Origin of the sequence: Halorussus caseinilyticus (assembly GCF_029338395.1) — an archaeon.
GTDB classification, from domain to species: Archaea; Halobacteriota; Halobacteria; order Halobacteriales; family Haladaptataceae; genus Halorussus; species Halorussus caseinilyticus.
The window spans coordinates 2,786,411-2,812,695 of record NZ_CP119809.1; the positions used below are offsets into that span (position 1 = coordinate 2,786,411).

Annotated in this window: 24 protein-coding genes and 1 pseudogene; 8 read left to right on the plus strand and 17 right to left on the minus strand. The window is 66.6% G+C overall.

Annotation, left to right across the window (positions count from 1 at the left end; all coding sequences use genetic code 11):
* Nucleotides 1-258 precede the first annotated feature (258 nt).
* Both P2T60_RS14100 and P2T60_RS14105 read right to left on the minus strand, forming a co-directional pair.
* Nucleotides 259-1,422, minus strand: a complete 1,164-nt coding sequence (locus P2T60_RS14100) for an acyl-CoA dehydrogenase family protein (RefSeq protein WP_276279885.1) — start codon at nt 1,420-1,422, stop codon at nt 259-261.
* Nucleotides 1,423-1,510: 88 nt separating this feature from the next.
* Nucleotides 1,511-1,927, minus strand: coding sequence for a DUF7344 domain-containing protein (locus P2T60_RS14105; protein WP_276279886.1), 417 nt, complete (start codon nt 1,925-1,927; stop codon nt 1,511-1,513).
* Between the two features lie 165 nt (nt 1,928-2,092).
* On the opposite strand from P2T60_RS14105, the gene P2T60_RS14110 reads away from it, so the two are divergent.
* Nucleotides 2,093-2,632, plus strand: coding sequence for an HPP family protein (locus P2T60_RS14110; protein ID WP_276279887.1), 540 nt, complete (start codon nt 2,093-2,095; stop codon nt 2,630-2,632).
* Between the two features lie 580 nt (nt 2,633-3,212).
* Here P2T60_RS14110 and P2T60_RS14115 read toward each other — a convergent pair.
* Complete coding sequence (locus P2T60_RS14115) at nt 3,213-3,929, minus strand: type 1 glutamine amidotransferase (RefSeq protein ID WP_276279888.1); 717 nt, start codon at nt 3,927-3,929, stop codon at nt 3,213-3,215.
* Between the two features lie 141 nt (nt 3,930-4,070).
* Between P2T60_RS14115 and P2T60_RS14120 the strand changes: the two genes are divergently transcribed.
* Nucleotides 4,071-5,120: a DHH family phosphoesterase gene (locus tag P2T60_RS14120; protein WP_276279889.1), complete on the plus strand. Its 1,050-nt coding sequence runs from the start codon at nt 4,071-4,073 to the stop codon at nt 5,118-5,120.
* 22 nt (nt 5,121-5,142) lie between these two features.
* On the opposite strand, the gene P2T60_RS14125 is transcribed toward P2T60_RS14120, so the two are convergent.
* The 4 genes from P2T60_RS14125 to P2T60_RS14140 form a co-directional block, all read right to left on the minus strand.
* On the minus strand, nt 5,143-6,339 hold the full coding sequence (locus P2T60_RS14125) for a class I adenylate-forming enzyme family protein (RefSeq protein WP_276279890.1): 1,197 nt from the start codon (nt 6,337-6,339) through the stop codon (nt 5,143-5,145).
* A gap of 56 nt (nt 6,340-6,395) precedes the next feature.
* Nucleotides 6,396-6,749 (minus strand): type II toxin-antitoxin system PemK/MazF family toxin, encoded by a 354-nt coding sequence (locus P2T60_RS14130; protein ID WP_276279891.1) that lies wholly within the window; start codon nt 6,747-6,749, stop codon nt 6,396-6,398.
* Nucleotides 6,746-6,985, minus strand: coding sequence for a hypothetical protein (locus tag P2T60_RS14135; protein ID WP_276279892.1), 240 nt, complete (start codon nt 6,983-6,985; stop codon nt 6,746-6,748). Before P2T60_RS14135 ends, P2T60_RS14130 begins: the two co-directional genes overlap by 4 nt.
* A 79-nt stretch (nt 6,986-7,064) precedes the next feature.
* Complete coding sequence (locus P2T60_RS14140) at nt 7,065-7,886, minus strand: alpha/beta fold hydrolase (RefSeq protein ID WP_276279893.1); 822 nt, start codon at nt 7,884-7,886, stop codon at nt 7,065-7,067.
* Nucleotides 7,887-8,033: 147 nt separating this feature from the next.
* Here P2T60_RS14140 and P2T60_RS14145 point away from each other — a divergent pair, with 147 nt between their 5' ends.
* Nucleotides 8,034-9,200: an HD domain-containing protein gene (locus tag P2T60_RS14145; RefSeq protein ID WP_276279894.1), complete on the plus strand. Its 1,167-nt coding sequence runs from the start codon at nt 8,034-8,036 to the stop codon at nt 9,198-9,200.
* A gap of 23 nt (nt 9,201-9,223) precedes the next feature.
* Here the strand turns inward: P2T60_RS14145 and P2T60_RS14150 are convergent, their stop codons facing one another.
* From P2T60_RS14150 to dps, 3 genes are all read right to left on the minus strand, one after another.
* Entirely contained in the window at nt 9,224-9,865 is a 642-nt protein-coding gene (locus tag P2T60_RS14150) for a hypothetical protein (protein WP_276279895.1), read from the minus strand.
* A gap of 12 nt (nt 9,866-9,877) precedes the next feature.
* On the minus strand, nt 9,878-10,144 hold the full coding sequence (locus tag P2T60_RS14155) for a hypothetical protein (protein WP_276279896.1): 267 nt from the start codon (nt 10,142-10,144) through the stop codon (nt 9,878-9,880).
* Between the two features lie 183 nt (nt 10,145-10,327).
* The gene (gene dps, locus P2T60_RS14160) at nt 10,328-11,068 is read right to left on the minus strand and encodes a DNA starvation/stationary phase protection protein Dps (RefSeq protein ID WP_276279897.1); all 741 of its coding nucleotides are present in this window, start codon (nt 11,066-11,068) and stop codon (nt 10,328-10,330) included.
* 651 nt (nt 11,069-11,719) lie between these two features.
* On the opposite strand from dps, the gene P2T60_RS14165 reads away from it, so the two are divergent.
* A complete protein-coding gene (locus P2T60_RS14165) occupies nt 11,720-12,874 on the plus strand; it encodes a YihY/virulence factor BrkB family protein (protein ID WP_276279898.1) in 1,155 nt (384 codons plus the stop codon).
* Nucleotides 12,875-12,881: 7 nt separating this feature from the next.
* Here the strand turns inward: P2T60_RS14165 and P2T60_RS14170 are convergent, their stop codons facing one another.
* The 7 genes from P2T60_RS14170 to P2T60_RS14200 all read right to left on the minus strand — a co-directional run bounded on the left by P2T60_RS14170 (nt 12,882) and on the right by P2T60_RS14200 (nt 23,063).
* Complete coding sequence (locus P2T60_RS14170) at nt 12,882-13,127, minus strand: hypothetical protein (RefSeq protein ID WP_276279899.1); 246 nt, start codon at nt 13,125-13,127, stop codon at nt 12,882-12,884.
* 143 nt (nt 13,128-13,270) lie between these two features.
* Complete coding sequence (locus P2T60_RS14175) at nt 13,271-15,766, minus strand: methyl-accepting chemotaxis protein (protein WP_276279900.1); 2,496 nt, start codon at nt 15,764-15,766, stop codon at nt 13,271-13,273.
* A gap of 215 nt (nt 15,767-15,981) precedes the next feature.
* Nucleotides 15,982-18,780, minus strand: a complete 2,799-nt coding sequence (alaS, locus tag P2T60_RS14180) for an alanine--tRNA ligase (RefSeq protein ID WP_276279901.1) — start codon at nt 18,778-18,780, stop codon at nt 15,982-15,984.
* 178 nt (nt 18,781-18,958) lie between these two features.
* Entirely contained in the window at nt 18,959-20,716 is a 1,758-nt protein-coding gene (locus tag P2T60_RS14185) for a hypothetical protein (RefSeq protein ID WP_276279902.1), read from the minus strand.
* Nucleotides 20,713-21,501 carry an ABC transporter ATP-binding protein gene (locus tag P2T60_RS14190; RefSeq protein ID WP_276279903.1) on the minus strand — a complete coding sequence of 263 codons (789 nt, stop codon included), beginning with the start codon at nt 21,499-21,501 and terminating at the stop codon, nt 20,713-20,715. The genes P2T60_RS14185 and P2T60_RS14190 overlap by 4 nt, the downstream gene beginning before the upstream one ends.
* Nucleotides 21,502-21,609: 108 nt before the next feature.
* Nucleotides 21,610-21,792 carry a hypothetical protein gene (locus P2T60_RS14195; protein ID WP_276279904.1) on the minus strand — a complete coding sequence of 61 codons (183 nt, stop codon included), beginning with the start codon at nt 21,790-21,792 and terminating at the stop codon, nt 21,610-21,612.
* A gap of 152 nt (nt 21,793-21,944) precedes the next feature.
* Nucleotides 21,945-23,063, minus strand: a complete 1,119-nt coding sequence (locus P2T60_RS14200; RefSeq protein ID WP_382210260.1) for a replication factor C small subunit — start codon at nt 23,061-23,063, stop codon at nt 21,945-21,947.
* A 179-nt stretch (nt 23,064-23,242) separates the two neighbouring features.
* On the opposite strand from P2T60_RS14200, the gene P2T60_RS14205 reads away from it, so the two are divergent.
* The 4 genes and pseudogenes from P2T60_RS14205 (at nt 23,243) to P2T60_RS14220 (ending at nt 25,930) form a co-directional block, all read left to right on the plus strand.
* On the plus strand, nt 23,243-24,298 hold the full coding sequence (locus P2T60_RS14205; protein WP_276279905.1) for a bactofilin family protein: 1,056 nt from the start codon (nt 23,243-23,245) through the stop codon (nt 24,296-24,298).
* A 463-nt stretch (nt 24,299-24,761) separates the two neighbouring features.
* A pseudogene (gene samp2, locus P2T60_RS14210) lies at nt 24,762-24,956 on the plus strand (ubiquitin-like small modifier protein SAMP2); the annotation flags it as partial.
* Complete coding sequence (locus P2T60_RS14215; protein ID WP_337250850.1) at nt 24,945-25,520, plus strand: peroxiredoxin family protein; 576 nt, start codon at nt 24,945-24,947, stop codon at nt 25,518-25,520. The pseudogene samp2 and the gene P2T60_RS14215, both read left to right, overlap by 12 nt.
* An 11-nt stretch (nt 25,521-25,531) precedes the next feature.
* Complete coding sequence (locus P2T60_RS14220; protein WP_276279906.1) at nt 25,532-25,930, plus strand: GNAT family N-acetyltransferase; 399 nt, start codon at nt 25,532-25,534, stop codon at nt 25,928-25,930.
* Nucleotides 25,931-26,285 lie beyond the last annotated feature (355 nt).

The window sequence follows — 26,285 nt, forward strand, 5'->3', positions numbered from 1 at the left end:
GGACCCCTCGGCCCGGCGCGCGGGCGCGGCCCGCAAGTGGCCGCGCCCACTCGTGCGAGGGGCGGCCGCGGACGCGGCCGCCGAAGGTGGGGAGGTGTGAGGCGCGGGACGGTGGGGTCGCGGAGACTCCTCGGAGTCGGTAGTAGCTAGCTCCCTGTAACTTCCGGGCGTCGTCTACCGAGCGTCCAAGGACGGCTATAGGTGGCCGAAAGAAACTAGAGTACACCTCAAAGAACGATATAGGTGTGTCTATCGGCGCTACTCGTAGGCCGCGATACCCGTCAGGTCCTCGCCCAGAATCAGGGTGTGGATGTCGTGGGTACCCTCGTAGGTGTAGACCGTCTCCATGTTCGCCATGTGGCGCATCGGCGAGTAGTCGGTCGTGATGCCGTTGCCGCCGAGCATCTCGCGGGCGACTCGGGACTGGTCGCGGGCCATCCGGACGTTGTTGCGCTTGGCCATCGAGACGTGCTGGGGTCGCAGGTCGCCGCGCTCTTTCAGGTCGGCGAGGCGGTGGGCCAGCAGTTGACTCGTGGTAATCTGGGTCGCCATCTCCGCGAGTTTCTGCTGTTGAATCTGGAACCGACCGATGGGACCGCCGAACTGGTCGCGCTCGGTGGCGTACTCGCGGGCCGTCTCGAAGGAGTCGCGGGCCGCGCCGATTGCGCCCCACGCGATGCCGTACCGGGCCTGCGTGAGACACGAGAGCGGTCCCTTCATCCCTTCGACGCCCGGAAGCACCGCGTCCTCGGGGACGTACACGTCGTTCAGACCGATTTCGCCCGTCACGGAGGCGCGCATCGAGAGCTTCTCGTCTATCTTGTTGGTGGACACGCCGTCTTTGTCGGTTTCCACGAGGAACCCGCGGACCGGTTCGTCCTCGGCCGAGCGGTCCCGCGCCCAGACGACCGCCACGTCCGAGATGGGAGAGTTGGTAATCCACGTCTTCGACCCGTTGAGGACGTACTCGCCGTCGTCTTTTTCCGCGTAGGTCTCCATCCCCGAGGGGTTCGACCCGTGTTCGGGTTCGGTCAGGCCGAAACAACCGACGAGTTCGCCCGTGCCGAGACCCGGAAGCCAGCGCTCTTTCTGCTCTTCGGACCCGTAGGCGTAGATTGGGTACATCACGAGCGCGCCCTGCACGCTCGCCATCGACCGGATACCGGAGTCGCCCGCTTCCAACTCCTGCATCAGCAGGCCGTAGGCTTTCTCGCTCACGTTCGGGAGACCGTAGCCGTCCAGATTCGGCGCGTAGAAGCCGAGTTCGCCCATCTCGGTGATGAGTTCGGTCGGGAAGGTCCCGGCCTCGAAGTGGTCGGCGATGTCGGGGTTGACCTGCTCCTCGACGAACCGACGGGCAGTATCTCGAATCATCCGCTCTTCCTCGCCGAGGTCGTCTTCTAGTGAGACGTAATCGAGCATGACGGGAGTTGAGTCGGGAACCGTGAAAAACGCTCCTACTCGGACGCAATTTTTGTAGCGTCCTGCGCCGAGACGTGTCGTCAGACCGTCACACTCCGACGTTCTCGTCCCGACTCGCCGCGATGTCGAGGTAAGCGTCGGCTTGTTCGGCGTAGGGACCGCGTTCGACCACGCCGTCGGTCTCCTCGTACTCGATGAGACCCATCATCGCCAATTTCGGCAGTTGAGAGTGTCGGAGCGAGGTGAACACGCGCTTGCAGTGTTCTTCGGACACGAGGTCGATGGGCTTGTTCGTCTCCCACGCCGCGACGGTATCCACTAACTCGCGGAGGTCGAGGGTGCCCTCTGCCTCCCGCAGAGCGACCAAGACGTACCGGCTCCGCTTCGAGGACAGCGCGTCGAAAACGTTGTCCTGAGACAGCGGCGGAACGTCGAAGTCCGGTTCCCGCGGGGACGGAGCAGGTGACGCCGAACGTCCGTTACCGTCGGCTAAATCGTCTTTCATTTTCCTATAGTAGTCGGCGAGAAGGGGTGGCTTTGCTGGTTCACTAGTAATGGTTTTTAAATACTCGACTCGGCAGAATCGACCGAGTACGTCGATGTCTCTCGTCGGGGTTGTCGAACGAGGCGTTCGACAGGACTTTTCCGACTCGCCCGCCGACGAGTAGCCATGCGCGAGGCGTTACGCGAGAGCGCGACGGCGGGGGTACTGTTGGTCGTCGTCGCGACGCTCGCGGTGCTGACGGGTCGGACGTTCCTCTTCCCGAGTCTCGGCCCGTCGGCGTTCTTGCTGGCGACTCGGCCGTCAGCGCCGACCAGCGTCCCCCGACGAGTCGCGGGCGGTCACGCGGTGGGCGTCCTCGCCGGACTCGTGACATACCACGCCGTCGCGTCGGGCCTCGCGGTCACGGCTCCCCCGCCCGCGCTCACGGGCGCGAGCGCGGCGCTCGCGGCCAGCGGCGTCGTCTCGGTGGTGCTGACGACCGCCGGGATGGTCGCCGCGGACCTCCGGCACGCGCCCGCCTGCGCGACGACGCTCATCGTCTCGCTCGGGTTGCTCTCGTCGGTCGCCGACGCCCTGCTGGTCGGGACCTCCATCGCCCTCCTGCTGGCGACCCACCGGGCGCTCCTCGCGGCGGACATCGCGCCCGTGCGGACCGAAGTGGACCGAAGCGGACCGACGGCTAACTCGTCCGACCGGACGAGTTAGCCGGTCGTTTCGCTGGCGTGCCACCGCCGCCGGGGACGGCGTTGCACCCGGTGAGGACGAGGAGGAGCCAGACTGTCAGGACGGCCGAGCGGCGCATGGCCCGCGGTTCGACGTTTTCGGATAAAGGGTTTCGGGGATGACCTGTCCGGCGATGGTCGAAAAGCGGGAGCGTGGCGGGGATTTCGCGCGAGGTGGATTTTTCGACCCGGCGCGTGCGGGCGCGACCACTTGCGGGTCGCGCCCATCCGCGCGAGGGATGAGCGAACGAGCGCCGAAGGCGTGAGTGAGCGAATCGGTTGGGGAGGGTGTGGTCCGCGGTTGCTGTGCGGGGCGGTTGCGGTGCGGTCTTGATTGGTTCCCGCCTGAAGCTAGCTCATCGCGTCTTCGGTCTTCTCACGGCGCGGTGGCAGTGCGACGCGGTGCTGTTCGTCTCGGGGCGGCGATAGTCGAAGCCGACCCGTGCCAGCCAGTCGTCTTCGACTAGGTAGAAAGCAATTAGAATCCACCGTAGACAACGGTATATAATTCTATAACAACTCTGAAGATGGCCGAAGGCCGCCTACAGCATTCCGATTGCCTGTTACGCCGAGACCGTACCGCTCTCGCCCGGCGCGTCTACTTCCCGCACCTCGCGGGCGAACTCGCAGAAGTTCTCGAAGACCAGTTTGGCTTCGCAGGCCGCGTGGTAGTTCTCGTCGTTGATGCCCGCCAAGACCGACTCGATGCGTTCGTCGGGTAGGTCCTTGCCCTTCGTGACCGACGCCGCCGTCTCGGTGTCGTACTCGGGGTGGAACTGCACGCCGAACACCCGGCCCTTCCGGAAGCCGTGGTTCGAGTAGTCGTTGGTCGCGAGTTCCTCCGCGCCCGGCGGGAGTTCGACCACCGCGTCCGAGTGGGTGGTGAAGACGGTGAAGCGCCGGTCGATGCCGTCGAACAGGCGCGAGTCGCCGGTGTGTTCGACTTCCCGGTAGCCGATTTCGTACTCGCCCATGTCGTCTACCTCGCCGCCGAGAACGTCGGCGAGAAGTTGGTGGCCCCAACAGACGCCGAGACACGGGAGTCCGGCGTCGATGGCGTTTCCGACCCACGCTTTCGTGGGTTCTATCCACTCTTCGTCCCAGTAGACCGACGAGCGAGACCCGGAGACCACAACTCCGTCGAAGTCGAAGGTCTCGGGCAACTCGCCGCCCGTCGCGTCGAACTCCACGAGGTCGGCGTCCAACTCCCGCCGGAAGTTCCGCCGGGTGTCGGTGCCGTCGTGGGCGGCGTTCACGAACGCGATTCGCAATCGGCTCATTGTCGAACAACAAGCGTCGCTCGGTCAAAAGGGGTTTCGTTACCGGGAAACCTGCCGGTACCGCGTCAGGACGGCCAGAGAGCGGTTGAGAGATAATATCATGCATAACCTCTTGGCTCTGTAACGAGAACGTCGAACAGAATGAGCAACGCGACGACCCTCTACGACCTGCTCTCGGGCGGCGGAGAACTCAGCATCGTCTGTCACAACAATCCCGACCCGGACTGTCTGGCGAGTGCGCTGGCGCTGGGCCGCATCGCCGCCGACGCGGGAATCGACGAGCGACGAATCCTCTACAGCGGCGACATCTCCCACCAGCAGAACCGGGCGTTCGTCAACCTGCTGGAGATGGACCTCAAGCAGTTCGACCCCGAGAGCGTGCGCGACCGGCCGGAGGGGACCCTCGTCGCGTTCGTGGACCACTCCGTGCCCGGCGTGAACAACGAGGTTCCCGAGGACGTTCCGATAGACATCGTGATGGACCACCACCCTGCCGAGGACATAGACGCCCGGTTCGTGGACCACCGCGAGTCGGTCGGCGCGACTGCGACCATCCTCACCGAGTACGTCCGGGAGTTAGACGTGGAGTTCGACGAGATACTGGCGACCGGACTGCTGTTCGCCATCCGTCGGGAGACGCTGGGGTTCCTCCGCGGCGTGACCCCCCACGAGTACGGGGCCGCCCAGACGTTGCACGACTACGCCGACGGGGACATGCTCCGGCGACTCTCGACCCCGGCGGTCAGCGGCGCGACGGTGGACGCCATCGCCGACGCGGTGGACAACCGAATCGTCCGGGGGTCGGTCCTCATCTCTCACGTCGGCCGGACGAACGAGCGAGACGCTCTCCCGCAGGCCGCCGACTACCTCGCCACGCTGGAGGGCGTCGAGACGGCCATCGTCTTCGGTATCGTGGGCGACGAGATAGAACTCAGCGCGCGCTCGACCGACTCGCGGGTCCACATCGGCAACGCCCTCCACGACATCTTCGAGGACGTTGGCAGTGCGGGCGGCCACCGCGAGATGGCGGGCGGCCAGATTCCGCTCGGGGTCTTCGCCGACCTGACCGCCAGCGGGACCGACGCGGAACTCGTCGGCATCGTCGCGCGGGTCGTCACGAACCGCCTCGTCGCCGGTCTCCACCTCGGTGAGGAGTCCCCGGAGTCCGGTTCCGGGCCCGACGCGGCGTAACTGTCGGTCTCTCCTCGTCAGGTCACTTCCCGTCGAGGCGCTCTTCGTCCGCCGACCCGAGGAGGTAGTAGTCGCCGCCCTCGCGGTGGGCGAGGTCCCCGGTCGGCACCCAGTCCGGGAACGTCTCGCCGTCTCTTCCGTCACCGCCCTCTCCGTCTCTTCCGTCGCTCGCCAGATAACCGCGGGCCGTCACCGGCCCGCGGAACCGGAGTTCGCCGACCGTACCCTCGGCGACCGGGTTCCCGTCCTCGTCGGCGACTCGGACCTCGCAGTCCGGGAAGGGTCGGCCCACGCAGTCGGCGTCCGGCGACTCGCCGGACGCCGACTGCGGCGGGCGATAGAGGTTGTTCGGCCCGGTCTCGACCCGACCGTAGGTCCGGACCACGGGTGCGCACCGGGCCAGTTCCTCGCGGGCGTCCGCGGGGAGCGCCGACCGCGTGCCGACCCACTCGACACTCCCGAAGTCGGTCGTCTCGAACGCCTCGCTCTCGACCACCTCGCGGTACTCGGTCGGTCCGGCGAGCAGTGCGGTCGCGCCCTCGGCGTCCACGGCGCGCATGGCGTCCTCGGGGTCGAACGCCCGGAGGACGACCACCCGGCCCCCGACGTAGAGTAGCGGCGCGACGAGGCAGAGGAGACCGTCGGCGTCCGAGAACGGCAACAGGGCGGGCGCGCAGTCGCCGCGGCCGAGACCCCACGCCGCGACCGCAGTGATGCAGTTCCACTCGACCGCCCGCGCCGGAAGGTCCACCACGCGCTCTCCCCCGTCGGTGTGGAGGTAGCAAAGCGACTCGTCGGGGTCCGGGTCGGCGCGTTCGTAGTCCGCCCCCTCGTGGCGGCCGAGGTCCTCGAAGGCGTGGGTCCGGTCGCTCGGGAGTTCCCGAACCAAGTCGCGCTGTGCCGTCTCGTGGACCACCGCCGCGGGGTCGATGGTCTCCAGCGGTCCCTCGACGGTCGCGGGCGTGAGTCGGTGGGAAATCGGCGCGAACACCGCCCCGAGTCGCCGGACCGCGAACAACAGCGCCAGCGTCTCGACCCGGTTGCGCGAGACGACCGCCACCGGGTCACCCGACCCGACACCGAGCGCCGAAAGCCTGCGCGCCATCGCGTCGGCCTCCGATTCGAGGTCGGCGTAGCTGACCCGCCGGTCGGCGCTCGCGTCCACTATCGCGGTTCGGTCCCCCCAGAGCGCGGCCCGGCGTTCGAGCGAGAGCGTCATGGCGAGTGGTTCGGCGTCTGCGACCGTAGGCGTTGTTGCAGGCGCAGTGACCCACGTCAGTCGAGTCCGAGACTCAACTTCAGGGCCTCGTCTATCTCGGCCATCGTCTGGTCGTCGAGTCGTCCGGCGACCGAGTGAATTCGCGTTTCGACAGAGACGACTCGAACTTGGTCGAGACGGACCGACGAGTCCTTCTCGAGCGGTGAACTGTCTGCTTCGACCAATACCTCGAACGGGTATCCCCGGTGAGTTCCCGTCGCCGGAGCGACTATCGTCGTGTTGGCGTTTCGGTTTCCAACGTCGTTCTGGACGACGACGGCAGGCCGAGTCTTCTTCATCTCACTTCCTTCGGCAGGGTCGAGTCGAACGACGACGACATCGCCACGACCAACCGTCACCTCGTCAGTCATCTATCCAGTTCGTTCCACGCCTCACTCGACGTTTCCGCCCACTCCTCCGCGAGGGTTTCCCCGCTTTCGGAAGCGTCACGGTACGCGGCGGCTAGTTCGTCCTCGTCGGGTCGGTCCGACTCGACTTCGACCACGGCGACGGTCACACGCTTGTTCGCGTATTCGGTTCCGAGATACATCCTACCTCTATCGTCCGTCTCGTTGGTTTGAAGCTCGTCAGCGTCTACTTTGGGCATATCTCTCCAAAGCATTCGGCGACGAATAAGTTTTACCCACTATTACCCACAGTTCGCGACTACCGAGGTCCAAGTCCAGTTACTCCGCGTCGTGGTCGTCCAGAAACCCGACCAGCGCGTCGTTGACCGCCTTCGAGCGCTCCACGAAGAAGAGGTGTTCGCCGGGGAACTCCCGGAACTCGCCCTTCGGCAGGCCGTCTGCGAGCAGACGGCCGTCCTCGACCGGAACCACCCGGTCGTCCGCGCCGTGGGCGACCAGCGCCGGAATCGTAATCTCGTAGAGGCGGTCGCTGGCGTCGAAGTCGGCCATCGCCTCGAAGTGGCCGCGTTGGGCCGCGGGGTCGGCGTCCTCGGCGCGTCGCCACGCCGCGATTCGCTCCACGAGGTCGTCGGTCTCCAGCAGTTCCCCGCTTGCGACCGGTTCGAGCGACCGGCGGAGCGAGTCGGCGTCGGCGGGACTCGCCATCAGGCGCTCCCGAACGCCGTCGGGAATCGCCGACGCTCGCGGACCGCCGGGCGAGGTCCCGAGCAAGGCGAGCGTCCGAGCGCGAGAGAAGTCGAGCGCGTACCGGAGCGCGACCATCCCGCCCATCCCCGCGCCGACGAGGTGGGCCTTTCGCGCGCCGTAGTCGGCGAGGACCGCTTCGAGGTCCGCGGCCATCGCCGCGATGCTGTAGGCGTCGGCGGCGTCCGGGTCGGGAGTTTCCGAATCGCCGGTTCCGCGTGCGCTCGGGACGATTACGTCGTGAGGACCCGCCAGCGCGGGAAACTGCCAACTCCACTGCCACGGGCCGTACCCCGCGTCCGCGAGGAGAACGACGGGAGTCTCGGCCGCCGCGGTTCCGTCGCCGTCGCCGACTTCGTAGTGGATAGAAACGCCGTCGCTGTCCGCGTAGGGCATGGCCGGAAGTTCGAGGGACCGGGGCTTGAGTCGTTCGCTCTCGGTCGGTGAGGGTCGTCGCGCTCGCGCCCGTGAGAGCGGGCGCGAGCGCGACCGGGCCGAGCGACTACGCCAGAATTTTGTCGGCAGTGGGTCAACCCGCAGGGCATGAAGGCCATCAAGGACAGCGTTCACGACCACATCCCTATCTGCGAACTCGCGGCCGACCTGCTCGAAACGCCCGAACTCCAGCGACTGCGCCACATCAAGCAACTCAGCACGGTCCGACTCGTCTACCCCTCGGCGAACCACACCCGGTTCGAACACAGCCTCGGCGTCTACTACCTCGCGCGGGAGGCCTGCTCCCTGCTCGACGTGGAGGGCCAGCGAGCGAAGGCGGTCCGGGCGGCGGCGCTCCTCCACGACGTGGGCCACGGTCCCTACGGCCACCAGACCGAGGGCATCATCGAGCGCCGACTCGGGAAACACCACGACGAGGTAGACGACTTGCTCGGGGAGGGCCGACTCGCCGACGTGCTGGAGTCGCACGGACTCGACCCCGAGGAGGTGGCGGGTCTCGTCGCGGGCGAGGGGAAACTCGGCCAACTCGTCGCCGGGGAACTCGACGTGGACCGGATGGACTACCTCGTCCGGGACGCCCACCACACCGGCGTCCCCTACGGCACCATCGACCACTCCCGTCTTCTGGCGGCTCTCCAGTTCCGCGACGACCGCCTCGTCCTCTCGGAGGGCAACGTCCAGACCGCCGAGGGGACGCTGGTCGCTCGCGCGCTGATGAACGCGACGGTCTACCGCCACCACGTCTCGCGCATCGCGGGCGCGATGCTCGAACGCGCGGGCGAGCGCCTGCTCGACTCGACGGACCTCGACGCGACCCAGTTCGCCCGGATGACCGACGACCGACTGCTCGCGGCGCTCCGGGACTGCGAGGCGACGGCCGACGCCGCCCGGCGTCTCGAACACCGGGACCTCCACAAGCGGGCGGCGTGGGCCAAACTCGACGCGGTACCCGAAGAAGTCGTCACCGCCGAGCGCGAGCGCGTCCGGCGGTTCGAGCGCGACATCGCCGAAGTCGCCGACGTGTCGCACGACGACGTGCTGGTCGATACGCCCGGCGAACCGAGCATGCCCGAGACTTCGACCCGCGTGGTCGTGGACGGCGAGGTGCGGCGACTCGCCGACGAGTCGCCGCTGGTCGAAGGGCTACGGGCCGCCGGGCGCGCCCAGTGGCGACTGGGCGTCTACGCGCCCGAAGAAAAGATTCCCGAGGTCGGCGCGGCGGCCGAGCGAGTGCTGGGCGTGGAAGTCGAGTAAGAGGGCGGAACCCCGTTCGAGTGCTAAAGTTTCGGATACTCTTCGACCACCACGTTGTCGATTCCTACGGAAGACGGATTCACGTCCGAAAACGCACCATCGTTCGTGATGATACGGGACGTAAGGTTACTGACGCCGTTGTCCCGTAGTCGGTTGAAAAAGCGCATCTCTTCCGGTCGGCGGACGAGAACAGGATTTGCTATCTGTTTTCGGTGCGTTCCGATACCTTGCTCGGAGAGAAGAGCCATCTTGTAGGCGTCGGCGAGAATCGGAGCGTCACCACGTTCTAAACTATCGAACACCCCTTCAAGAAGAAGGCTAAACGGGTTGTGACGTAAGTGCGTTATCTGCAAGGGACTCGTCCGGCGTCGGTTCACCGGACCCCCGTAGAGGTCAGTCGTATCCGGCGGTGTGATGACTTCCTGCGGATGCGGCATAACGGTCGAATCGAGGTTCCAGAGTGTACTGAGATGTAACTGTGCATCTTCTGCTCCCTCTTTACCCCGTTCACGTAGCGAAACTTCGTAGATTTCAGAGACGATATACCGACTGAGATAAACGAAGCGTTGGTCAGCGACTACTTCGTCGTATAATTTCTCCGCCCAATCAGTTTGCCAATTGATAGCTTGCACCCAGACGTTCGTGTCGATTACATCCAAGAACATCCGAAAAAGACCTCAATGTTCGCTTCGTCGCTCGGAGGAGAATCCGTACTGGTGGAAATCGGTTGGGGAGACTAGTGATTCGGGAATCGAAGTCCACTGCATCATAGCGAGAGTTCGTTCGAAATCCGACGACCGCTCCGGAAGTTCACTCCGGTACTCCGACAGCGCCGCGGACCAGTCGATTTCGGCGTCCCCGGTCGTGTGTTTGAGAGCTTCGTACCGTTCTCTGACCGTCTCGGAGGTCGAAGCACCGAGCGCGTCCGCAAGCTTCTCGCTCATCTGTTCGTGTTTCACTACTTGACGTGAGTATATTAGTCTTTTCCGACGACTGAACAGGCGGTACCCTGAAACTGGTGTCCGTCCTCACTTTCGGTATCGAGAGTCTCTCCCTCCGAAAAACGTTACTGAAGGTCGGCGTAGCCGCCGAGCGAGTGCTGGGCGTGGAAGTCGAGGTCTGAGCCGTCAGTACCGCGTTCGTCCGCCGTAACCCTGCTGGCCGGTCTGCTGACCCTGCATCCGGTTGACGCCTCGCTGAGACTGCGCTCCCTGCTGAGACTGCTGGCGGTACTGCGACGGCCGACCGCCCTGCGAGCCACCACCCCGTCGCATCGACGCCCCCGGACTGTCCGGAATCGCGTCGGGGTTCACTGCCTGCAAGTGAGCTTCGAGGAAGTAGAGTTGCTTGTCCACCTCCCGCGAGAGTTCGGTGTACATGTCGGCGGTGTCCTCGTCGTCGTGCTGGACCGCCGCCTCGATTTCGGACCGGAGGTTGTTGGCGTGGATGCCCACGCGTTCGACCAGCGCCGCGACGTACTCCGGTCCGGTGGTCGCGTCCGGCGGAATCTCCGGGATTCGGCTGGTGGCCGCCGCGGTTCGGACGGTACCGGTTGCCTCGCCGCCGAGCGCCGTCGTTCGCTCGGCGATGATGTCGGCGTGGTCCTCGAAGACCTCGGCAATCTCGTCGAACAGCAGGTGCAACTGGTAGAAGTTCATCCCCTTGACGTTCCAGTGGGCGAACTTGCACTGGGTCATCAGGTCCGTCGTGTCGGCGAGGCTCTGGTTGAGCATCCCGACGACGGCTTGCCGCGTCTGGTCGGGGAGTCCCACCGCGGTCCGGAACGTCCGCGGTCGTCGCTGGCCCTGTTGAGACGGTCCCGATTGGCGTTGCTGTGACTGGTCGGTCGGTGTCGGTTGCGTATTCACGAGTTCTCCCCCACGCCGAAGACGGTGACTTCCGACAAGAAAGTTCGGGCAGGGTCGCCGGTGTTGGAGTTGTTGTTTCTGTCGTCGTCTCTGCTGTTTTTGTGGTCGCTGTCTCTGTCGTCGGAGTCAGAGTCGAAGAGTTTCGAAATCCTCCGTCTGCTCGCTACGCACCGCGACAGCTAGAACCGCGACGGTGAACACCTCGAAAGCCCCAGCCGGTCGCCGCCGGAAGACGGTCCTGCTCACTGCGTTGCGCGAGCGTGCGACTTCCGAGGTCTCGTTCACTCCGTTCACTCGCTCGGGTAGTGGTCGGTCAGACGACCACGGGCCTATCGGCCACCGGCGGACAAACCGCGTCCGCCGAGGTCACACTCGCTTGCTCACGGTTGCACTGTTCGCAGTCGCGGCACTCCGCGCCGCGGACCGCTCGCGTGACCCGCGACCGGGCGGCCCCTTTATCCCACCCTGTCGGTTGGTCGGCCGAGCGTTCGCCCGTGGTCAGTCGGGCACATCCCGGCGGGAGAACGTACGCTCGGTGCGAATGTAGAAATATTTTTGTGTCTTTAGCAAATAAATAGATTGTTCTAAGCACTATCGACGTTTCCCTATCGGGCGACGGCGTTTTGGCGCGCGCACCCGTGAAACGCTATCATGGGGGTTCGAAGTGAGGTGGAGAGAATCGTCCGCGAGTCGTGGCGGGAGACGCGCGAGGAGAACGTCACGTTCATGGCTGGGAGCATCGCCTACTACGCGTTCGTCTCGATGCTCCCGCTGTTGCTGTTCGCGCTCGTCGTCCTCTCGGTGGTCGGCAACGAGACGTTCACCGCGTCGCTCGCCGAGACCACCGAACCGTTTCTGACGCCCTACGCCCGCGGTCTGGTGGTCGAATCGCTCGACATTGCCACCGCCCAGACCGGCGTGTCGGTGGTCGGGGTCCTCACGCTCCTGTGGGGAATCTCCAAGATTTTCCGGGGTCTCGACGTTGCCTTCTCCAAGATTTACGGCACCGAGTCGAACAAGACGCTGTTGCGCCAGTTCGAGAACGCGGTGGTCGTCTTCACCGCGCTCACCGTCGCCATCGTCGCCTTCGTCGCCGTCGGCGTGGTGGCCGCGCTCGTCCCCGACCTGCCGTATCCGCCCGCGCTCAACTCGCTCTTTCTGGTCGTCGGTCTCGCAGTCGCGTTCTTCCCCATCTACTACGTCTTCCCCGACGTGGACGTGACCCCGCGGCAGGTCCTGCCCGGTACGCTGGTGGCGGCGGTCGGATGGGCCGCGTTGGAGGCGGGGTTTCAGGGGTACGTGACCTACGCCGCGCGGTACGAAGCGGTGTACGGGACGCTCGGGAGCGCGTTCCTCCTGTTGATATGGCTCTACTTCAGCAGTCTGGTCCTCCTGTTCGGCGGCGTCGTCAACGCCGTTCTCGCGAGACAGACCGGCGACGAACACGCGCTGGGAGACGCCGCACTCGAAGACGCCGTGCGGCGGGCCGGACCCGACGAGGCGTCGTCGGAGCGCGGCCACAGGGCCGCTAGCGCGTCCGACCGGCCGGACGGCGAAGTCGGACGGGCCAGCGCCACGGGCGGACCCGTCGTCGCCGAATCGGTCGAACGCGCGCGCTCCGACGGGGAACTCGCGCGGGTCTACGACGAACTCGACGCCGACCGTCGGCGACTCCGCGAGGAGGTTCAGCGTCTGGAGACCCAGAACGCACGGCTCCGCCGAGTGAACGACGCGCTCACTCGGCGGTTGGCCCGTCGCCGCCGGTCTGTCGTGGCGCAGGCCAAACGCTGGCTGTTCGACCGATAGGCCCGCGTCAGTCCGCGTAGAAATCGTCGAGCGCCCGTTTGAGGTCGCGGTCGGACGCGTCGTACTCCGTGTCTGGTATTCGAACGGGGTCGTCGGGTACGTCGATGGATTCGTCGTCTGGTATCGCACGCAAACCACCGCCACCCGCCGAACGAACCTCGTCCGCGTCGTCCGCGGGCGACGAGCGGAGTTGGTCGGTGTCGTCGGACGGCGTGCTACCGGATTCGCGTAACGAGGACTCGTCGGTCGTCACTGTTAGACTCCGTTGGAAGTGTTGCGACTCCTCCCACTTGAGCGTGTTGTAGAATCGGACACATGAGAAGGGTAACCAATCGTGAGACGAGTCACCGACCGGTCGGTGCGAGCGGAGGCGTCGGCGTCCGACCCAGACCCGACCTACTCGTCGGCCGAGTCGCCGTCTCGGTCGCCGAACTCCCAGTCGTCGGTGGGTCCGCCGTCGGCCAACGTCTCGGCGGTCGGACCGGTCTCCGATTCGGCCGACGACTCGACTTCGAGGTCGAACCCGGCGAGAATCTCGCTGAGTTCGTCCGAACGCGCCGAGAGTCGCTGGGCGCTCTCGGTGATTTCCGTCACCGCGGCCGTCTGCTGTTCGGCCGCCGCCGCCACCGACTCGGCCTCGGACGCCGCTTGCTCGCTGGTGGAGGCCACCTCGTCCACCATCGCCACGGCCTCCTCCGTCGAGGCGGCCTGTTCGTCCGTGGCGTCGTTGATGGACTGGATGCCCGCGTTCGCGTCCTCGACGTACTCGCCCACCTCGTCCAGCGCGGTCAGGGCCGACTCGACCGTCTCGGTCCCGTCCGAGATGCGGTCGCCCATCTCGCGCATGTCGGCGACCGCTCGGTCGGTCGCGGTCTGCACCTCGTCGATGAGCGCCTCGATGTTCTGGGTCGCCGTCGCCGTCTCCTCGGCGAGGCTCTTGATTTCGTCGGCGACCACCGCGAAGCCCTCACCGGCCTCGCCAGCGCGAGCGGCCTCGATGTTGGCGTTGAGCGCGAGCAGGTTGGTCTGTTCGGCGATGTCGTCGATTACCCCCACGATGTCGCCGATTTCCTCCATCTCCCGGTCGAGGCGCTCGACTTCCTCGACCGTTTCGTCGGCCGTGCGCTCGATTTCGTCCATCTCTCCGAGGGCGTCGGCGGCGTGGTCGCTCCCCGACTCGGTGACTTCGGCGGCCTGCTGGGAGGTCGTGGCCACCTCGTCGGACGACGCCGCAATCTCCTCGACCGTGACCGAGAGGTCGTCCATCTCGCTGGCCACTTGGTCCAGATTGTCGGTCTGCTCGGTGGCACCCTTCGAGATGTCCTGCATCGACTCGCTGACCTCCCGACTGGCGTTCTCGACCGACTCGGCGTTCTCGACCACGCGCTCGCTCGACTCGTCAACCGAGTCGGCGAACTCCTGAATCCGAACCAGCGTCTCTTCGAGCGAGAGCATCATGGCGTTGAACTCCTCGGCGATGCGGGCCATCGCCTCGCTCTCGCTGTCGGTGTCCATCCGGCGGGTCAGGTCGCCCGACGCCGCCGCCTCCATCACCTCGCCGAACTCCGCGGCCTTGCGTTCGAGCGACTCGTTGAGCGCCTCGGCCTCGCGTCTCGCTCGCTCGGCGTCGTCCTTGGCGCTCTCGGCCTCGGCCTTCGCCCGTTCGGTCTCGGTGATGAGTCGCTGTAAGTCCGACTGCATCTCGGCGAGGGTCTCGCCGAACTCGCCGGGAACCTCCTCGTCGAGAACGTCGGCGTCGAAGTCTTGGGCCGCGAGCGCCTCTGCCTGCGCCGCGACCGTGTTCAGGTACGACTGCATCGCCACGAACGAGTCCTGTAGCGTACCGATTTCGTCGGTCCGGTGCGACCGCTCGGGGTCCACGTCGAGTCGACCCTCCGCGATGGACGCGGCGTCGGCGGACACCGACTGGAGCGCGTTGACCGTGTTGCGCCCGAGGGTCGCGCCGATGAGACCTAAGCCGAGTATCACCGCGCCGACGAGGACGACGATGCTCGTCCGAACGTCGGTGACGACGCTGTAGGCGACCCGGTTAGGCGCGTGTACGAGGACGACCCAGTCGGTGTTCTCGACCGGTTTGTACGCGACGACGTGTCGCTCGTTCAGTAGCCCTTCACTCGCGTCGGCCTTCACGGTCCCCGAGAGCGCCTTTCGACCCCGTTCGAGGGCTTGCGAGTCGTCGGTGTACGTGTCGAGGATGCGCCCCTCGCGCTGGGCGAGGACGACGGTCCCGTTGCCGTTGACGACCTGCGCGTAACTGTCGTTGTAGGGGCTTCGAAGGTGGTTGGATACGATTCCGGCGTCCACTTCCAGCACTACCGTCCTGTTTTGCTGGTTCAGGACTGGACTGACGAACGCGATAGTCGCCTCGCCGTCGCTTCGGTACGGCGCGGAGACGAAGACGGTCGCCGCGGTCTCTATCGACGACATCCGGTCGCGCCACGGCGTCTGAAGTCTGGAGTCCTGCATCTCCGACTCGGTACTCTGGACGACTTCGGCCGACTCGGTGTCCACGACGTGAATCGCGCGCACCTCCTCGGGAAGGCTCCGGAGTTTGGCGTTGAGAAGGATGTCGAGACGCTCGTAGTCGTCGGTCCGCATCACGGCGTCGTTCGAGAGCATCCGGGCCGTCTGCTTTCGTTCGGCGTACCACGAACTGAGTTGATGGGCCTCCAACTCCGCGACGGTGAGCAACTCGTCGTCCACCTGCTCGTGGAGTTGCGCGCTCGTCCGGTCGTACGTGTACAGGCCGAGCGCGCCCGTCAGGAGCGCGAGGACGACGAGCGCGAGCGCGAACTTCGCCAAGTAGCGTTCGCGCACCGCGTCGGGGAGGACGCGCCGGAGTACGCCCGCGAGTCGGCTATCGTCGCTCACGGGTGGGTCCCCCACTGGTCGGTCGTTCGGACGTTCCTCGGACACCGCCGCGCGTTCACAACCACCCTTTCGCGTGCCATTTAGGTCCGATAACGAATGGCGATTATATAAATATCCATCAAAGTATAATCGTTGATAATCGCGGAGTGAGCGGCCGAAAGAGAACGGATGTGCGGTTCTCGACCGCCTTCGTCGGTTGTTCGAACGTCGATGTATCAGGCGTTCTGGACCTGCTTCAGCACGTCGGGGGCCTCGTCCAGTGCGTCGTCTAACTTCTCGGCGTCGGGACCGCCGCCCTGTGCGAAGTCCGCGGGACCGCCGCCGCCGCCGCCGACCTTCCGGGCGAGTTCGCCGACGACTTCGCCAGCGTTGACGGCGACGCCCTCGGGGACCGCGACCACGAACGTCGCGCCGTCCGCGCCGCTTCCGAGAACTGCGATTTTGCCCTCCTCCACGAGAGCGTTGGCGGTCGCCCGGAGTTCGTCCATATCGCCGTCGAGTCGCTGGACGACGGCCACGGTGTCGCCGACTTCGACCTCTTGGCCACCGCCGCCGCCCGAGGCTCGGGCCTCGGCGAGTTGCTCTTTGAGGTCTTCGATTTGCTTGCCGCGGTCCTTCCACTCGTCGAAGAACCGCTGAGCGGTCTCGGGCACTTCCTCGGGGGCCACGTCGAGAACGTCGGCGGCCTCCGCGAGCGCAGTCTCGGTGCGCTGGGTCGCCTCGATAGCGGCCTCACCCGCGGCGAAGGTGAGGCGTTCCACGCCGTCTTGGACGCGTTCGGTGTTCAGAATCTTGATGGTCCCAACGTCGCCGGTCCGCCGGACGTGGGTCCCACCGCAGGCCTGCACGTCTTCGGCGACGTGGATGAGACGGATGTTCTGGCCCGCCGGGATGCCGCCTTGGTACAGGTCGAATCCGTACTCCTCTTCGGCCTCGTGGCGGTTGGGCCACTCCTGTTGGACCGACGTGTTCTCCATCACGAGTTCGTTGGCGACCATCTCGATTTCCTCTTTGGTCTCGCGGTCGATGCGCTCGTAGTGGCGCACGTCGATACGGGAACTGTCGATACCCTTCTGGGCACCCGCCTGCCGGATGTGGTCGCCGAGTACCTCGCGGGCGGCGTGGACGACGATGTGGGTCGCGGTGTGGTGGCGCATCAACCGACGCCGACGCTCCCGGTCTATCTTCCCGCGAACGATGTCGCCCTTGCTTACCTCGTCGTCGGTCCGGTGGAGGACGACGCCGTCTTCGACCTGCACGTCGCTGACCTGCACGCTCTTCTCGTCGGTGGTCAGCGTCCCGCGGTCCGAAGGCTGGCCCCCTCCCTCGGGGTAGAACATCGTCTGGTCGAGAACCACGTCGTAGACAGGTTCGCCGTCCACGGTCTCGCCGTCGCGTTCGAACACGTCGAGGACGACCGCCTCGAAGTCGGTGCCGTACTGGTCCTCGTAGAACTGGCGTTCGGTCTTGGGCAGGTCGGCGAGTCTGTCGTCTTCGTCCTCTTCCTCCTCGAAGGCCTGCCCGGAGTCGTGGCGGGAGGCGACGACGCTGTAGAAGTCGTCGGGCACCTCGACCTTCGTGCCAAAGTCCGCCGCGATTTCCTCGACCATGTCGGGTTGGATGCCGTGCGAATCGTAGAGTTCGACCAGTTCGTCGGTCGGGATGGGTTGGCCCTTCTCGGCGTACTCCTTGGCGAGGCGTTCGACCCGGCGGCCGCCCTGTTCGAGGGTCTCGCGGTACTTCTCGACCTCCGTGCGAACGATGTCCCGAACCGTGTCGCGGTTCTCGTAACCCAGTCGCTCGGCCTGCATGTCCACGAGTTCGTCCAACGGGGCGTCCACGCCCACGTTGTCACACAGGCGCTTGGTCCGCCGGAGGACCATCCGGGCGAGATACCCCGTGCCGACGTTCGAGGGGACGATGCCGTCGCCGAGCATGTACGCCAGCGTCCGACAGTGGTCGGCGATGGCGTAGATGTCTTCGAGGGGTTCGAGCAGGGCTTCGAGTTCCGAGGTGGACACGTCCAACTCGCGGGCGATGTTGTCGCGGGCGGCCTCCATGTCCTCGGCCTCGTCGATGTCCATGTGACCCGCGAGTTTCGAGGCGCGGTGGACCAACGTCTCTTCCTCGTCGGTGTGTTCGATTTCCGCGTTGTTCTTCAGGAACCCTATCATCTCGGGGTAGACCGCCTCGTAGACGGTCGGGGTGCCTTGCGAGACCCACGTCCAGCGTTCGAGACCGTACCCGGTGTCCACGATGTAGGTGTCCATCTTGGAGTACCGGTTGCCGTCTTTCATCTCGTACTCGCCGTCGGGGTCCTGTTCCATCGACATGAAGACCAGCGTGGCGAGTTCCGCGCCCTTGTAGATGACTTCGATAGCGGGTCCGGCGTTGCCGCCGCCGACCCACGGGTCCTCGATGTAGGTGATGTCTTCGAGGTCCGCGCCCATCGACTCGAAGAACTCGTCGCAGTACTGGACCGTCTCGTCCTTCCAGTAGACTTCGCCCTGATAGGCGTACTGGTCGGGGTCCTCGATGTCCTCGCGGGCGTTGAACGCGTGGTGGGCCATCATCTCGAACGCCATCGTGTGGCGGCCGGTCTTGCCCACGTTGTCGATGTCCTGCATCCGGATGCAGGGTTGGCTAATGGTGAGGGGGTTGGCGGGCGGCGGCGTCTCGCCCGAGGTGACGAGCGGTTGGAAGTCGTAGATGGACGCTTGGGTCAGCAGTACGTCGTCGCGCCAGCGGTTCGCGGCGACCGGGTAGGGGTCGATGCGCTCGTGGTCGTTGTCCTCGAAGAACGAGAGGAACGCCTCCCGCATCTCTTCGAGCGTGTGAGCCTCCGGAAAGCCGGGGTCGTCGATGAACTGGTAGTTCTCGCAGGGCGGTTCGCCGCAGGTCTCTCGCTCGGTGTCGCGCGTCCAGAAGAAGTCACCGCAGTCGGTACACTCCTTCCTGACGAAGCCCTCCTCCTCGAAATAGTCGAGGCGGTACTCCTCTTCGAGTTCACTCATTATTATGCGTATTTCGCCAACGAACGGGTAAAACAGTTCCGCAACGGAGGTTGTGACCCGCTCCCGGCGTCGGCGGCGTGGATGACTGCAATTATATACATTTGCTTTAGCAATATTTACCTATCTTAAAAATACCCATATGATTCCCGCAACGGGACCCCGTCCCTGCGACGCCGTGTCAATCCAGCGCATACCCCTCGAACTTCCGCACCGCCCACCGGTACGCCACCACCGGTCCCACCGCGCCGACGAGGACCGCCATCGCGCCACCCACTACTCGCACGACGACCTGCGAGACGCCGACTAGCGCGCCGACCAACCCGGCGACCGGTTCCACCGCCGCGACCATCGCGCCGACGCCGCCGCCGAGAAGCGCCAGCGAGTAGGCCGCGAACGCGCCCTTGCTCGGCATCGTGACCTCCCTGCTCCGGAACACCTCGACCGTGCCGAACCGCGGGAAGAGGACGCCGACGCCCACCGCCAGCACCGTCCCGGCCACCACGAGGAGCGCGCTGGCCGCGGTCAGCGCCAGCGCGTCGGTCGGCGCGAGCGGACTCAGCGCGGCCGCCGCGCCGGTCGCCATCGTGACGACGGGGACGCCGACCAGCGCCGCCGACAGGACGTGCCCGGCGACGAACTGGCGGCCGTCGATGCCCGACAGCAGGGTCGTCGGCAGGACCGACCCCTCGTCGCCGAGGGGGTTCAACGCCAGCGCGCCCACCGCCCACGTGCCGTAGAGCGCGACCAGCACCGGCAGAGTGGTCGGCACGCCCGACTCGAAGGCGGTCCGAAGCGGCGCGTAGAGGAAGAACAGCGGGTAGGCGACGTAGAGGATGCGAATCGGCGCGCGCCGGGTCCGCCGCCACACCGCCAGCGTTACGGTTCGGGTCGGCCGGGCGAGGAGCGGCGAAAACGGGGCGAGCGCGCGCTCGCCGACGCTCGCGCGCGTCTCGCGGGCCGTCGCGGGCGCGGACGGACCATGCGAGTCCGTACCTGCAAGCGCGCCCGCGTCCGTTCCCGTAGTTCCGCGCTCGCGCGTCTCACGCGCCTCGCCCGCGCCGCGCGCGAGCGAGGCGCGGTCATCTTCGGTAGAGTCGGGTCGCGCGCGGTCGGCGTACCACAGCGCCGTCGCCGACCGAATCCCGGCCGCCGCCAGCGCCGGAACGAGGACCGCCGCCAGCGCCGCCGCGCCGAGCGCGTGGGTCGGCACCGCCTCGATACCCGGCAGGCCGAGCAGGGCGGCGTCGCCGAACCACGCCATCGGCGTGTCCCCGAGCGCGCGCTGGAGGAACGAAACCACGTCGTCGAGCGCTCGGGAGGTCACGGCGAGGAAGTAGAGACCGAACGCCACGACCAACAGGGCGGTCTTGTGGCGGGCCAACCACGGCGACCTGAGCGTGGCCCACTTGACGCCGATGCCGACCGGAAAGCCGAGCGAGAGCGCCACCGCGAGGACGAGCGCCGCCGTCGCCGGAATCGCCGCCAGCGGAGCGACCGCACCCGCGCCGACCGCGAGCGCGGTGGCAACCGTCAGGACCGGAATCGCCGCGACCAGCGCCATCCGGGCGTACTCCGCCAGCAGGAGGCCGAGCGCGGCGTCCCGCGCCGGAACGGTCGTCAGAATCCCCTCGGGCGAGTCGAGTTCGCCCTTCTTGCCCGCGGTCCGGGCCGCCGCAAGTGCGGCGAGACCAACCCACCCGACCGCGCTCGCGCCGCGAACGAAGTCGAGGACCGGAACCGCCGCGGGCACCTCGGGGAGCGCCCGCCCGAGTCGGTAGGCCACGTACCCCCCGCCGACCGTCGGCAGGGCGACCCAGAACAGGAGCGCAATCCCGAACGCGGCGGTCCGGGTGTTGCTCGACCGGACCGCCCGGACGCTCCGGCGCACCTCGACGCGGGCGATTCGGACCGCGTGCGAGGCGTTCGGCGACCTCATCGCGCGAACTCCGACGGTTCGTCTTCCGAACTCGCGGCGTCCTCCGGACGCTCGCTGGTGACTTCGAGGAACACCTCTTCGAGGGTGGACTCCTCGCCCGACTCCGCCCGGTGGGTCAGCGACTCGGGCGACCCCTCGGCCACGAGTCGGCCCTCGTGGAGGACGCCCACGCGGTCGGCCAGTTCTTCCACGACCGGCAGGATGTGCGTCGAGAGGAAGACGGTCATCCCCTCCGCGCGCACCTCCGAGACCAGATTCCGGACGGTCCGGGCCGCCCGCGGGTCGAGTCCCGAGGTGGGTTCGTCCAGAAACAGCACGTCGGGGTCGTGGACCAGCGCCTGAATCAGCGCGGTCTTCTGTTTCATCCCCTTCGAGTAGGTCGAGATGCGGTCGTCGGCGTCGCCCGCGAGGTCGAATCGCGCGAGCAACTCGCGGATGCGCTCGCTCGCTTCGGTCTCGGGCAGGTCCCGGAGTCCCGCGACGTACTCCAGTTGCTCGCGGCCGGTGAGTTCGTCGTGAATCGGCGGTTCCTCGGGCAGGTACCCGAGGTGACCGACCACCGCGTCCCGGTCGCGCACCGATTCCCCGGCGACCCACGCCTCGCCGGAGGTGGGCCGAGTCAGCGTCGTCAGCATCTGCATCGTCGTAGTCTTGCCCGCGCCGTTCGGCCCGAGAAAGCCGAACACCTCCCCGCGCTCGACCGAGAAGGTGAGGTCCCGGACCGCGGCGTCGTCGCCGTACCGCTTGGTCAGCGACTCGGTGCGGATGGGCGCGTCCGGGGTCATGATAGCGCGGCGTCGGGACTGTCGGTCGTCGGAGCGAGAGCGCCGTGACTCATGACCAGCAATTGGACGACCAGCGACAAAAGTCTGATTCGGGCGAGCGAGAGACGTTCAGTCGTCCGCAGGGGACGCGGTGTCCTCCGAGACCGACACCGTGGGGTCCGACCGCTCGCTGAGCGGTTCGGACCCGCAACTGACGCAGGCGAAACGACCGTCTATCGTCTTGACCACGGGCGCGTTACACTCGATACACTTCACCTGCGCGCCCCGTGCCTTGCGTGGATACCGTCCCATGATGTACTCCTCGCAGGATACGGGCCTTCGGAGTAAAAGCGAGTCGGCCGTTGCGGACCGTTTTCCGGAGCAACGCGGGCTTTCTCGGCGACAGCTGTTTTCTCGAACGCCACCGCCGACGAAACGAGCGATTGTTTCGGCCCAGTCCGAGGCTAACGGTCTTCGAGCGACAGCGACGCCAGCAGTGACTCCAACTGGACTCGCTCGTTCGCGCCCTCGGTGATTCGGTAGTCCACTTCGCCCACGCGGTCCATCAGGCGCACGGTGGCCTCGTCGTCCAAGTCGAACTCCCACACCGACCGGTGGAGTTGGTCGATGATGTCGCCGCCCGCCATCCCCTTGTTCGTGAGCAGGTCGTCGAGGACCTTTCGCGCCTTCGTGAAGTCGCCCTCGATAGCGTGCGTGACCATCTTCTCTATCTCCTCGGGACGGGCCGTGCTGGTGATGGTGAACACCGCGTCCTCGTCCACGACTTCGCCCATCACGGCCGCGGCCTGAAGCGCGTTGATGGCCTTGCGCATGTCGCCGTCGGCGGCGTAGACCAGCGCGTCCACGCCGTCCTCGGTCGTTTCGATGTCCTCCTCGGCCGCGACCTCCCGAATCTGCTCGGCGACCCCCTCCTCGGAAATCGGGCCGAACCGAAACGTCGCGCACCGCGACTGGATGGGGTCGATAATCTTCGAGGAGTAGTTACACGAGAGGATGAACCGGGTGTTAGACGAGAACTGCTCCATCGTCCGGCGGAGCGCCGACTGTGCGTCAGAGGTGAGTGAGTCGGCCTCGTCCAAGAAGATGATGCGGTGGTTGTACCCGCCGAACGACGACCGCGCGAAGTTCTTGATGCGGTCCCGAACCACGTCGATGCCGCGCTGGTCGGAGGCGTTGAGTTCGAGGAAGTTCTGCTCCCAGTCGTCGCCGTAGAGTTGCTTGGCGATGGCGACCGCACTGGTCGTCTTCCCGACGCCCGCCGGTCCCGAGAACAGGAGGTTCGGAAGGTCGTCGCGCTCCACGTAGCGTTTCAGTCGGGCCGTGATGTCGTCGTGGCCCGCCACCTCGTCCAACGTCTCGGGTCGGTACTTCTCTATCCAAATCTCGTCCCGCCCGGCGTCGGCCACCTCGTCGGACTCGGCCGCGTCCGCTGATTCGGCCGCGTCCGCTGATTCGGCCGCGTCCGCTGATTCGGCCGCGTCCGCTGATTCGGCCGCGTCCGCTGATTCGGCCGCGTCCGCTGATTCGGCCGCGTCGTCGGCCTCGTTTTCGACCTCGCTCATGTGGAAAACGAGGTGCTTGCCGGTCTTAAACACCACGAGGTTCCCGCAGGCCGAACTGGGGATTACTCGCGGTCGGCCCGCGGGCGCGGGCCGACCGCAGACTCGCGTAGGAGGGCTTAACCCCGGAGTCGGTGGTCAATCACGTAATTACTATCTTCCGGGCGACAGATAGGTCTCCCATGGACAAGCGATTCGCACTCGCCGTCGCGGTTCTGCTGGTCGTCGCCGCGGTGCCCGCGCCGGTCGCGGCCGACGAGACCCGGACCGGCGGCACCGTCGTCGTCGAAGAGGGAGAGACCGTCGACGACGACCTGTCGGCGTTCGGCGGCACGGTAATCGTCCGCGGGACGGTGAACGGCAACCTCGACGCCTTCGGTGGCAACGTCTTCGTGAACGGCCGGGTGAACGGCGACCTGAACGCCGTCGCTGGCAACGTCCGAATCAACGGGACCGTGACCGGCGACGCCAGCGCCGTCGGCGGCAACGTCCTCCTCGCGCAGGGCGCGCGGGTCGGCGGCCAATTGGAGACCGGAGCGGGCAACGTCGTCCTGAACGGCGAAGTCGGCGAGGACGTTCGGGTCGGCGCGGAGAGCGTCACCCTCGGGTCGAGTGCGGTCGTCGGCGGCGACTTCGTGTACGACGGGAACTTAGACCGGGCCGAGGGTTCCCGAATCGACGGCGAAGTCCGGCAGGACTCGGACCTCGGCGTGAACGTCGGGTTCGACGGACCGCTGGTCCCCAACTGGGTCGGGTGGGTGTACGGCTTTCTGGTGAATCTCGTCCTCGGGGCAGTCGTCCTGCTGCTCCTGCCGCGGTTCTCCGAGACCGTGGCGGAGCGAGCGACCGGGAGTCCCCTGCGGGCGGGCGGCGTCGGACTCGCGCTGTTCGTCGGGATTCCGATACTGGCGGCCCTGTTTTTCGTCTCGCTGGTCGGGATTCCGCTCGGACTGCTCGTCATCCTGCTCTATCCGCTCGCGCTGTGGTTCGGGTACGTCTACGGCGCGTTCGCGCTCGGAAGGTGGGCGCTCGGTCTCGCGGACTCGGACAACCGGTGGGCGGCGCTGGTGGTGGGTCTGCTCGCCGTCTCGGTGGTCGGATTCGTCCCGATTCTCGGCGGTCTCGTGCAGTTCTTCGTCCTCCTGTTCGGACTCGGCGCGTTCGCGCTCGGCCTGTGGGGTCGGTATCAGCGACGCCGGGAACGGCGCTCGGACTCCGATGCGGAGACGACGATGTGAGTCGCTCGATGGCGCTCGGGGGACCGCCCCCGGATTTCGAATGAATAGACACCGGATTTCAAATGAATTGACGGACGACTCCGGCGCGCGCTGGCGTCGTCGGCGCTCCGCGCCGACTGCTCGGGGGACGCGGGTTGTCCCCCGGCGTGAGTTCATCTCGCGCCAACTCGTGCGAGGGATGAGGCTTGCGAGACGCTTCGCGTCTCGCTGATTTGTGAACGTCGTTCGCAAACATCGAGTGACCGGAGGGAGCGAGACGCGCAATCGGTTGGGGAGGCGTGTGGTCCGTGGTGGCGGCGCGGGTGCGGTGCTGTGCGGTCTGATTGGTTCAAGCCTGTCGCTAGCTTCCCCGACCTGTTCCCCTTGACGAAGACCGACCGAACCGACTCCGAAGACGACCAAAGCGAACCCACGGCCGCGATTCCCGACACGCTTACCACTTGCGCCGCGAAAACCCTACTGCATGAACGTCACTGTCGAAGTCGTCGGCGAAGGGAGCCACGACTTCGAAGTCGAGGACGCGACCTACGCCGACCTGCTGGCCGAGGTGGACCTCAGCCCTCACGAGGTGTCGGTGATGGTGGACGGCCGCCCGGTTCCCGAGGACCAACCCGTCGAGACCGACCACGTGAAGGTCCTGCGGCTCATCAAGGGCGGGAGCGAAGAAGCCGACGCCGAGCGACGAACCGGCGACCCCGGCGTCCCGGACCGCCTCGGCGTCTCGGACCTCGACTTCGAGTTGCCCAACGCCGGGGTCGGGCCGGACCCCCTGCGACTCGCGGACCTCGCGGCCGACCCGAAGAACGACGCGCTCGTGGTGCTGTTCCAGCGCGATTATCACTCGCGGGCGTGTCGCCAGCAGGTGAAAGCGGTCGCCGACCGCTACCGGGAATTCCGCGACCGGAGCGCCGCGGTGGTGTCGGTCCTGCCCGAGTCGAAGGGGAAGGCCCGGAAGTTCCAGAAGAAGTTTCACCTGCCGTACGCGCTGGTGGCCGACGCGGAGAAGACCGCGAGCGAGCAGTACGGCCAACCGACGCGCTTGGGCGGACTCGGCGCGCGCATCGACCTCGTGGGCCGGATGCCCGAGACGGCGGTGCTGGACGCCCGCGGCGGCGACCTGCGACTCCACGCCGTCCACCGCGGCGACAGTCCGTCAGACCACCCCTCGGTGGACGACGTGCTGGCGATGGTGGACCGGGCGCTCGAATGGGAGAGCGACTGACGGGACGCGAGATGTCGGTCACAGTCCGCGAAGCGACCCGCGACGACCGACTCGGGGTGCGCCGGGTCCTCGACGCCGCGATGCTGGAGGTTCGCGCGAACCTCGGCGAGCGAACCGACGCCGGGGACGTGCTGGTAGCCAGCGAGGGCGACGACGCGCCGGTTCTGGGCGCGCTGGTTCTCCTAGCACCGGACGACGGCGCGCACGTCGACGCCGTGGCGGTCCGGCGCGCCCGGCGCGGGCAGGGCGTCGGGTCCGCGCTGGTCCGCGCCGCGGCGGAACGCCGCGGCCGACTCACCGCCGAGTTCGACCCGAGCGTCCGACCGTTCTACGAGTCGCTGGGCTTCGAGATTACGCCGGTCGAGGGCGACGGGGACCGACTCCGGGGTCGCTACGACGGGGCGGACTGACCGGGGTCGGCAGTTCGGACGCTACGGCGTCGGCGCGCGCTGGCGCGGTCGTAAACGTCCGCGCCAACCCGCGCGAGGGAGGACCGAACGACCGGAGGGAGTGAGGGAGTCGGTTGGGGAGGGCGTGGCCCGCGGTGGCGGGGCGGTTGCGGTGCTGTGCGGTTGCGGTCCGATTGGTTCAAGTCTGAAGCTAGCCGTCCCGAATCGTCTGCCGTCGCGGTGCGGAGGGTGCTGTACGGAGCAGTCCCCCGTCTCGAACTCGCCCGCGGGTCCGAACGCCAGCAGTGCCGTCGCTCCACGCGAAACGCAGGGGTCGGCCATAGATACCGAGAGACAATTCTCTATAACCACTAAG